Annotated in this window: 9 protein-coding genes; 1 reads left to right on the top strand and 8 read right to left on the bottom strand. The window is 63.1% G+C overall.

The genetic code is table 11. The features are described from left to right. The 5 genes from AC1DWF_RS27830 to bcoG form a co-directional block, all read right to left on the bottom strand. Window positions 1-1,595 (bottom strand): CoA-binding protein (locus tag AC1DWF_RS27830; RefSeq protein ID WP_476842305.1); only part of this gene is annotated, 1,595 nt, incomplete at its 3' end. Window positions 1,596-1,641: 46 nt separating this feature from the next. Further along, window positions 1,642-2,805 carry an acyl-CoA dehydrogenase family protein gene (locus AC1DWF_RS27825; protein WP_476804329.1) on the bottom strand — a complete coding sequence of 388 codons (1,164 nt, stop codon included), beginning with the start codon at window positions 2,803-2,805 and terminating at the stop codon, window positions 1,642-1,644. A gap of 183 nt (window positions 2,806-2,988) precedes the next feature. Continuing rightward, on the bottom strand, window positions 2,989-4,056 hold the full coding sequence (locus AC1DWF_RS27820) for a carnitine 3-dehydrogenase (protein ID WP_476789015.1): 1,068 nt from the start codon (window positions 4,054-4,056) through the stop codon (window positions 2,989-2,991). Then, window positions 4,053-4,682, bottom strand: a complete 630-nt coding sequence (locus AC1DWF_RS27815) for an HD domain-containing protein (RefSeq protein ID WP_476789014.1) — start codon at window positions 4,680-4,682, stop codon at window positions 4,053-4,055. Before AC1DWF_RS27815 ends, AC1DWF_RS27820 begins: the two co-directional genes overlap by 4 nt. Before the next feature lie 31 nt (window positions 4,683-4,713). After that, complete coding sequence (gene bcoG, locus AC1DWF_RS27810) at window positions 4,714-5,631, bottom strand: 3-dehydrocarnitine:acetyl-CoA trimethylamine transferase BcoG (RefSeq protein WP_476789013.1); 918 nt, start codon at window positions 5,629-5,631, stop codon at window positions 4,714-4,716. Window positions 5,632-5,707: 76 nt separating this feature from the next. Between bcoG and AC1DWF_RS27805 the strand changes: the two genes are divergently transcribed. Next, window positions 5,708-6,688: a GlxA family transcriptional regulator gene (locus AC1DWF_RS27805; protein WP_476789012.1), complete on the top strand. Its 981-nt coding sequence runs from the start codon at window positions 5,708-5,710 to the stop codon at window positions 6,686-6,688. Here AC1DWF_RS27805 and AC1DWF_RS27800 read toward each other — a convergent pair. From AC1DWF_RS27800 to xylA, 3 genes are all read right to left on the bottom strand, one after another. Further along, window positions 6,685-7,476, bottom strand: coding sequence for a TIGR01458 family HAD-type hydrolase (locus tag AC1DWF_RS27800; RefSeq protein WP_476784057.1), 792 nt, complete (start codon window positions 7,474-7,476; stop codon window positions 6,685-6,687). The genes AC1DWF_RS27805 and AC1DWF_RS27800 overlap by 4 nt on opposite strands. A 24-nt stretch (window positions 7,477-7,500) precedes the next feature. Next, complete coding sequence (locus AC1DWF_RS27795) at window positions 7,501-7,728, bottom strand: hypothetical protein (RefSeq protein ID WP_476789011.1); 228 nt, start codon at window positions 7,726-7,728, stop codon at window positions 7,501-7,503. A 102-nt stretch (window positions 7,729-7,830) separates the two neighbouring features. Continuing rightward, a partial coding sequence (xylA, locus tag AC1DWF_RS27790; RefSeq protein WP_476842304.1) for a xylose isomerase occupies window positions 7,831-8,864 on the bottom strand: 1,034 nt, incomplete at its 5' end.

The following is an 8,864-nucleotide window of genomic DNA, read 5'->3' as shown; positions in this document are numbered from 1 at the left end:
GAAACACCCCCCTCTGGCCTGCCGGCCATCTCCCCCTCAAGGGGGGAGATCAGGCCTGCATCCACGCCCTGGCCAATCTGAGATGTCGCTCCAACAGCCTCTGCGGTCGCGGAAAAGGCGCCGTCACAGACGCGAATGATCTCCCCCCTTGAGGGGGAGATGGCCGGCAGGCCAGAGGGGGGCGAACTCGCGCTCACCCTCGCAGCAACCGGCTTCGCCCAAGCCTCTCCCACAAACGCCGCCGCCTCCGCCGCGTCCATCGCCTCGGCAATGCCCTGCAACGGCACGATGCCACGTCGAAACAGCTCGGTTGCGTGCTCTTCGGTCAGGTTTTCCGACATGGACGCCACCACCGCACCGCGCGCGGAATTGGCCTTCAGCGCTGCCTCGAACGCCCTGACGGTCGGCCACCAGTCGGCATCCGAGCAGCGGTCGTTGCGCGGAAAGTCCAGCACCAGGATGTTGAGGTCGAAGCCACCAGATACCATCGCCGTGAAGGTCGCCGTCATCGCCGCTTCGTCGTTCCAGATGAAGGTGTGATAGTCGAGCGGATTGGCGACCGCGACGAAAGCGCCGAGCGTCGATTTTACCCGCGCATAGTGATCAGGTGAGAGTGCGGGGAAATGTAAGCCACGGCCCTCAACACTGTCAGCCATGACCGACGCCTCGCCGCCCGAACAGCTCATCGACGAAAGCCTGCGGCCAGGCAACGGCCCAAGCGCGTGCAGCAGCTTCAGCGCCTCGAGGAATGACGGGATGGTGTCGACTCGCGCGATGCCGAGGCGTTTGAGGAAAGCGTCGGAAGCCGCGTCCGAGCCGGCAAGCGAGGCGGTGTGCGAGATGGTCGCTGCCCGCGCCTGTTCGGAGCGGCCGACCTTCATGGCGACAATAGGCTTGTTCAGCTCACGCGCCCGCGCGGCAAGCCGCTCGAAACCGGCAACCTTGTCGAAACCTTCGATGTGCAGGCCAAGGCAGGATACCCGCTCATCCTCGATCAGGCCGAGCGCCATCTCCGACAGGCCGGTCTGCGCCTGATTGCCTGCCGTCATCAGGAAGGCGACCGGCAGGCCGCGCTTCTGCATGGTCAAATTGCAGGCGATGTTGGAGGACTGGGTGATGATGGCTGCGCCGCGGGTGCCCTGCGCCAGCCGCTGGCCGCCATGCTGGTCGGGCCACAGCAGCGCGCCATCGGCATAGTTGATCAGGCCGTAGCAGTTGGGTCCGATGACAGGCATCGCACCGGCGGCCGCGACCAGTTCGGCCTGCAAGCGCTCACCGTCGGCATCGTCGTTGCCGGCCTCGAGGAAGCCCGAGGCAAAGCAGATCGCACCGCCTGCCCCGCGCTCGGCCAGTGCCTTGATAACTTCGAGCGTCAGGAAGCGGTTGACCCCGACAAAGGCGGCGTCGGGCGCCGCAGGCAGTTCGGCAACCGAACGGAAGGTCTTGATGCCTTCGACCTCGTCCTTGGTCGGATGCACCGGCCAGATGTCGCCAGAAAAGCCCATCTTGAGACACTGCTTAACCACGGCCGCAGCCTGGGAACCGCCGAATACGGCGATGGATTTAGGACGCAGGAGGCGTTCGAGGCGGCTCATGCTCGACGCCTCCCCTTCTCTCCTTGTGGGAGTTCTGTCGCGCCCATCATCCCCCCACCGCTCTGAGCAGCGCGCGCGAAATGATATGCCTCTGGATTTCTGACGTACCTTCCCAGATGCGCTCGACGCGCGCGTCGCGCCAGATACGCTCGAGCGGCAGGTCGTCCATCAGCCCCATGCCGCCATGGATCTGGATCGCCTCGTCGGCGACGAAAGCCAGCATCTCGGTGGCCTTGAGCTTGGCCATCGCCATGTCCTGGTCGGTAACTGTGCCCTGGTCGTATTTCCAGCCAGCCTCCATCACCATCAGCTCCGCCGCCTTGAGCTCGGTCGCCATGTCGGCGAGCTTGAACGATACGCCCTGGAACTTGCCGATCTGCTGGCCGAACTGCTCGCGTTGAGCGGCATATTCGATGGCGTGGCCAAGCGCGCGTTCGGCTCGGCCAAGGCATGTGGCGCCGACCTGCAGGCGGGTCGCCCCCAGCCATGAATTGGCGACCTCGAAGCCCTTGTGGACCTCGCCCAGTACCTGGCTCCCCGGCAGCCGGCAGTCGTCGAACTCCAGCACCGAATTGGTGTAGCCGCGATGCGAGACATTTCGGTAGCCGTCGCGCACCGTGAAGCCCGGCGTGCCCTTGTCGACGAAGAAGGCGGTGATCTTCTTGCGCTTGCCGCGCGGACTGTCTTCTTCGCCCGAGGCCATGAAGACGATGGCGAAGTCAGCGATGTCGGCGTGGCTGATGAAATGCTTGGTGCCGTTGAGCACCCAGTCGCTGCCGTCCTGAACAGCCGATGCCTTCATGCCGCGCAGGTCGGAGCCAGCGCCCGGCTCGGTCATGGCCAGGCAGTCCGACTTCTCGCCGCGAATGCACGGAAAGAGGTACTTTTCCCGCTGCTCCGGCGTGCCCGCGAGCAGGATGTTCGACGGCCGCGCAACGCAGGTCCAGTGCAGCGCATAGTTGGCGCGGCCAAGCTCCTTTTCGTAGAGCAGCCAGGTCAGCGTATCGAGCCCGGCACCGCCGACCTCCGCCGGCATGTTGGCGGCGTAAAGCCCTGCGGCGATCGCCTTGGCCTTGATCTCCTCGATCAACTCACGCCGGAGATGGCCAGTTCGTTCGACCTCCTGCTCATGCGGATAAAGCTCGTTTTCGACAAAGGCGCGCGTCGTGTCGACAATGAGTTGCTGTTCCTCGGAAAGTCCGAAATGCATGAAATCACCTGTCAGGTTGAATGTGCGTCCTTCGAGGCTCGCTGCGCTCTCACCTCAGGATGAGGACCGGCTGCGCGCGACACCCTCGAACGGAAAGGCTTGTGCAGACGGTCCTCATCCTGAGGTGCGACCCTGAGCTTGTCGAAGGGGAGCCTCGAAGGACGCACGATGCGTTTCATTGCGTCAGGCCTTCTTTTTCTTCTTCGGCTTTTCGGCCCTTGCCTTTTCGGCGGCCTTCGACACCTTGGTGGCAGCGAGCTTGGAAAGCTGCTTGGTGTAGTCCTTGTACAGCGCGCCGGCACCCCAGCCCTTGCCCTTGTTCTGCTTTGACAGCGCCTCCATGATCGCGACCAGATTGTCGTCTCGGATCCTTTCCAGCTCGCGGATCGACCATTTGTCGGATTGCTCGTCCGACTGCGTGGCGATCAGGTCGACAAGCTCGTCGTTGAACTCCGGCACGTCCATCAGCTTGGTCCACGGCCATTTCAGGCATGGCCCGAACTGCGCCATGAAGTGGCGCATGCCCGCCTCGCCGCCGGCAACGCGATAGACCTGGAACATGCCCATCTGCGCCCAGCGCAGGCCAAAGCCATAGCGCATGATGTCGTCGAGTTCCTCGACCGTGCAGATGCCGTCCTTGATCAGCCACAGCGCCTCGCGCCAGGCAGCTTCGAGCAGCCGGTCGCCGACAAAAGCCTCGATCTCCTTGCGGATGACGACCGGCTTCATGCCGATCGACGCATAGATTTCCTTGGCGACCTCGATCGCCTCGGGAAATGTCTGCTCGCCGCCGACGATCTCGACGATCGGCAACAGATAGACCGGGTTGAACGGATGGCCGACGACCAGTCTTTCAGGGTGCTTCTTCATCGCCACCTGCATGTCGGACGGCTTGATGCCCGAGGTCGACGAACCGATGATCGCATTGGCGGGTGCATGAAAATCGATCTCGGCCAGCACCTTGTGCTTGAGGTCGAGTCTTTCAGGCACGCTTTCCTGGATGAAATCAGCGTCGGCGACCGCCTCGGCTATGGTCTTGGCGAAGGTCAGTCTGCCCTCCTTGGGCAGGCCGCCGGGCAGCATCTGCTTGTAGGCGCGGCGCGCGCCTTTCATCACTTCGCCGACCTTGCGCGAGGCCTCGGGATCGGGGTCGAAGATCGAAACGTCAATGCCGTTGAGCAGCAACCGAGCCACCCAACCGGCGCCGATGACCCCGCCACCGATGGCGGCTGCTTTGGTGATGGTGCTCATGCGGGCGCTCCGCTTCTCTCTTTGGCTGTTTCAGGATTGACCAGCGCAACGCGTTCGCCGACGCGGATGACAGCCGGGTCGTAGGCCTTGCGGGCGAAGACCTCGATCACGAAGGGTCGGAAAAACGCGATCGGCAAGGTTTCGTAGTCAGGGTCGAAGCTCGACTGGTCCCAACGTTCGCAGAACTGGTCGCAATCGTTGTAATAGGCATGGCCGGCGAATTTATCGCGAGCGTGGCGGTCGCCGCCGAGATGATGCGCATAATAGAGGCGCTGGAAGTCGCCGTGCTTTTCCACTACCCAGGCGCACTGCTCGCGCACGAAAGGTTTCAGGATCGCCGCTGCGTATTCGTCGTGATTGTAAGGCGCGTAGATGTCACCGATGTCGTGCAAGAGTGCACAGGCGATCCAGTCGGTGTCCGCGCCGTCGCGAAAGGCGCGTGTGGCTGCCTGCAGCGAGTGGCCGAGACGGCTGATCTTGTAGCCCGACAATCCCTCGTCGAGTTGGACCAGCGCGCCGAGCAGACGATCGCCGGTCTTGGCGGCATAGTCGATCTCATGGGCCGTCAAGAACGTATAGTCGTCCTTGTCGCCATCCTTCATGGCGGTGAATTTGACTGTGGTCATGTCAACCTCCTCTTGCCGATCGACATCTCCATCACGTTGCAATCGGTGCCCGTTTGGTCAGATTGAGCTTCTTGCGAACCTCCTCCGGTCCGAGCACCCGCGCGCCGAGATTCTCGACGATGCTGACAGCGCGTTCGACCAGCTGCGCGTTGGTGGCGAGCACGCCCTTGCCGAGCCACAGATTGTCTTCGAGGCCAACACGCACATTGCCACCGGCAATCACTGCGGCTGCCGCATAAGCCATCTGGTTGCGCCCCAACGAAAAGGCCGACCAGTTCCAGGTCGACGGCACATTGTTGACCATCGCCATGAAGGTGTTGAGGTCGTCGGGCGCACCCCACGGCACGCCCATGCACAGCTGCACCAGCGCGTCGGGCTTGAGCACGCCTTCTTCGACCAATTGCTTGGCAAACCACAGATGACCGGTGTCGAAAGCCTCGATCTCCGGCTTGACGCCCATGGCCGTCATCATGCCACCCATGGCACGCAGCATGCCGGGTGTGTTGGTCATGACGTAGTCGGCCTCGGCGAAATTCATCGTGCCACAATCAAGCGTGCAAATTTCCGGCAGGCACTGGCGCACATGCTCCATGCGGTTGGTGGCGCCGCCCATGTCGGTGCCGGCTTGCTTGAGCGGCAGCGGCGCTTCCGGCGAACCGAACACCATGTCGCCGCCCATGCCTGCGGTGAGGTTCAGCACGACATCGACATTGGCGTCGCGAATGCGCTCGGTCACTTCGCGGTAAAGGTGAATGTCGCGGCGCGGCTTGCCAGTCTCAGGGTCGCGGACATGGCAATGGACGATCGCAGCACCCGCCTTGGCGGCATCGATGGCTGAGTCTGCGATCTGCTTGGGCGAGCGCGGCACATGCGGGCTACGGTCCTGCGTGCCGCCGGAACCGGTCACGGCACAGGTGATGAACACGTCCTGGTTCATGGCAAGCGGCATCGGACTTCCTCCCAATCGGATATGCGATCAGCATGCCTGACTTGCAGAAGTCTGTTTTGCATTTTACGAAATCAAAATGGCAAAAGGCGAAAAACCTACGATCTTTCGCGCCGAGCGCATGCCGCTCAAGGTGACGATGCTGGTGTTCTCCGGCGCGTCGATCATGTGCGTGGCCTCGGCCATCGACCCGCTGCGCGCGGCCAATCGCATAGCTGGCGAAACACTGTTCGATTTCCGGCTGGTCTCGACAACTGGCGAGCCGGCGATCACCACCTGCGGCCTACCGGTGGCAGTCAGCGGCGCCTTCGACCCCGACGAGACAAGTGACGTGATCGTCGTCATCGCCGGCTTCGGCACGCAAGGCTACGCCACCTCGAAGCTGCTTGGCGGCTTGCGGCGAGCAGCCCGCAGCGCACGCGCGGTCGGCGGTGTCGAAGCCGGCACATGGCTCGTCGCGCGCGCCGGTTTGCTCGAAGGACGCGCCGCCACCACCCATTGGGAAGACATGGAGGATTTTTCCACTGCCTTTCCTGAAATCGACGTGCGGCCCGACCGCTACATCATCGACGGGCCGGTGTTCACCTGCGGCGGTGCCGCGCCGACTTTCGACCTGATGCTGCATCTTGTGCGTTCACGACTCGGCATGGCAGTCGCGCTCGATGTCGCCAGCGTGTTCATCTACGACCAGTCGCGCGCGGCGACCGACGCCCAGCCTCTGGTTTCGCTCGGCCGGCTCGACGGCTACGACTCGCGTCTTGCCCAGGCCGTCCGTCTGATGGAGGCGCATGTCGACCAGCCGCTGACCATCGCAGCAATCGCCAAGCGCGCGGGCGTGACTTCGCGGACGTTGGAAAGCATCTTCCGTGCCTCGATCGGCGAGACCCCCGGTGCTTACTATCTCCGCCTGCGCCTGAGTGCTGCCCGCCGGCTGGTGATCGACACCAAGGTCAGCATGGCCGAAGTGGCCGAGCGTACCGGTTTTTCCTCGGCGGCAGTCTTCTCGCGCAGTTTTTCCCACGCATTCGGCGCAGCGCCAGTCAGGCTACGGCGAGGTTAGCCTCGGTTCGCCATAATCCACTCGACTGCGGCCGTGAGATCGTCGACCAGAGCCGTGGGCGCGGGATCAAACCTCGCCTCATCGCCCGGACGATATTTGCCCGTCCGAACGAGCAGGCCCGCACCCATGCCAGCCCTCAACGCCCCGGCGACATCGCTCTCGGCATCATCGCCGACCATCACCGCGTCACCGGATGCACAACCCAGCCCCGCGAGCGCGGCATGGAAGAAGTCGGGCGATGGTTTTCCGAGCACGGTCGCCCGCCGGCCGCTGGCAAATTCCAGCGCGGTGACGAAGGCACCGGCATCGAGGCTGAGCTTGCCGTCGGCATCCTTGAACGTGCGGTTGGTGGCAAGCGCCAGGAATTCCGCGCCGCCGATCAGTTCGCGGAATGCCCGGTTGAGCTTCACATAGTCGAACGCCTCGCCGGCATCGCCAACGACCACTGCTTTACGCGGCCCGTTTCCACATCCGACGAATTCCGGCTCAAGATCGGGATGGACAAGCAGATGCGGCGAGCATCCATGCGCGCGCAGCCAATCCACGGCCGCTCGCGCAGGCGTCAGCAATTCGTCGTCTCTGACGACGACACCGAGGCCGGCGAGTTGCTTGATGATCGCTAGGTGCGGCGAGCGTGTGGTGTTGCTGACGAAGCGAACGGCCAGGCCTGCCGACCGCAACCGCTCCACAGCATCGACCGCGCCCGGTATCGGCGTGCCGCCGTCATAGACGACGCCGGAAAGGTCCAGAAGCACGGCGCGTATCATGAACGAAGGATGGCGGACCATCCTTCGTTCGTCAAACTCGAGCTGTCAGGCGGCGCGGCTTTCCGAACCGATGCGCGATCGCATGCTCTGGGCAAGCACGGCTTCGAGCCGCAGAGCAACCGCCCGGCTCCAATCGTTCGACTGTTCGGCCTCCACAAGCGGAGGCAGGGCCATCAGGCGATCGACGAATGAAGCGGTCTGCGACCGGCAAAGCAGGGCGTCGATCTCAGGCTCGTTGGAATATGTGGTGAAAGTCTTTTGTTCCCGTCTCATACGCCGTAAGTCACTGATTCGACGGGCGTCTTGAGGGCGAGAAAGAGGCATTACGGCGGCAAGGGGGAAGTGCTGATTCCCCCTCGCCGATTGGTTGCGGCATCAAACGTAACAGTTGACGACGTTTTCCAAATACTCCTGCCGGCCCGACTTCGGCTGCGGCTCGATGCCGTCCTTGATCACGCGGGCGGAGATGTCTTCGAGTGTGCGCTGGCCGGCCAGCATCGCCTTGGCTTCGGCCGTATTCCAGCCAGCGTAGCGGGTGTCGAGCGGGGCGGACAGCGCCTTGTCCTCGATCATCTTCGCTGCTGCCTTGAGGCCGCGGGCGCAGGCGTCCATGCCACCGACATGGGCGATCAGCAGGTCCTCGGGATCGAGCGACTGGCGGCGCAGCTTGGCGTCGAAATTGGTGCCGCCCGTCTTGAAGCCGCCGCCTGCAAGCACCTGGTAATAGGCAAGCGCCATTTCGGGCACATTGTTGGGGAACTGGTCGGTATCCCAGCCCGACTGGTAGTCGTTGCGATTCATGTCGATCGAACCGAAGATGCCGAGCGCGTTGGCGGTCGCGAGCTCGTGTTCGAAGGAGTGGCCGGCAAGGATCGCGTGGCCCTGTTCGATATTGACCTTCACTTCGTTCTCAAGCCCGTACTTCCGGAGGAAGCCGTAAACGGTGGCGACGTCATAATCATACTGGTGCTTGGTCGGCTCCTGCGGCTTGGGCTCGATCAAGATGGTGCCGGTGAAGCCGATCTTGTGCTTGTAGTCGACGACCAGATTGAGGAAACGACCCATCTGGTCGAGCTCGCGGCCCATGTCGGTGTTGAGCAGTGTCTCATAACCCTCACGGCCGCCCCACAGCACGTAGTTCTCGCCCTTGAGGCGCTTGGTGACGTCGATGCAATGCTTCACTGTCGCGGCCGCATAGGCGAAGACGTCGGGATCGGGATTGGTGGCAGCACCCGACATGAAGCGGCGGTTGGAAAACAGGTTCGCAGTCCCCCAAAGCAGCTTGACGCCGGTCTGCTTCATCTTGCCTTCGAAATGGTCGGCGATATCGTCGAGGCGCTTGGCGCTCTCGGTGAAGGTGGCGCCCTCGGGCCGGACATCGGCATCGTGGAAGCAGTAGTAGGGAACAC

The organism is Aminobacter sp. P4_D5 (assembly GCF_056401815.1).
Note: the sequence above shows the minus strand (reverse complement) of the source record. Positions and strands in the feature narration are given on the sequence as shown.

Excerpts from the sequence above, each read along its gene's own strand:
- AC1DWF_RS27825 (WP_476804329.1), bottom strand. The coding sequence starts at position 2,805 with ATGCATTTCGGACTTTCCGAGGAACAGCAACTCATTGTCGACACGACG.
- AC1DWF_RS27820 (WP_476789015.1), bottom strand. The coding sequence starts at position 4,056 with ATGAGCACCATCACCAAAGCAGCCGCCATCGGTGGCGGGGTCATCGGC.
- AC1DWF_RS27815 (WP_476789014.1), bottom strand. The coding sequence starts at position 4,682 with ATGACCACAGTCAAATTCACCGCCATGAAGGATGGCGACAAGGACGAC.
- bcoG (WP_476789013.1), bottom strand. The coding sequence starts at position 5,631 with ATGCCGCTTGCCATGAACCAGGACGTGTTCATCACCTGTGCCGTGACC.
- AC1DWF_RS27805 (WP_476789012.1), top strand. The coding sequence starts at position 5,708 with ATGGCAAAAGGCGAAAAACCTACGATCTTTCGCGCCGAGCGCATGCCG.
- AC1DWF_RS27800 (WP_476784057.1), bottom strand. The coding sequence starts at position 7,476 with ATGGTCCGCCATCCTTCGTTCATGATACGCGCCGTGCTTCTGGACCTT.
- AC1DWF_RS27795 (WP_476789011.1), bottom strand. The coding sequence starts at position 7,728 with ATGAGACGGGAACAAAAGACTTTCACCACATATTCCAACGAGCCTGAG.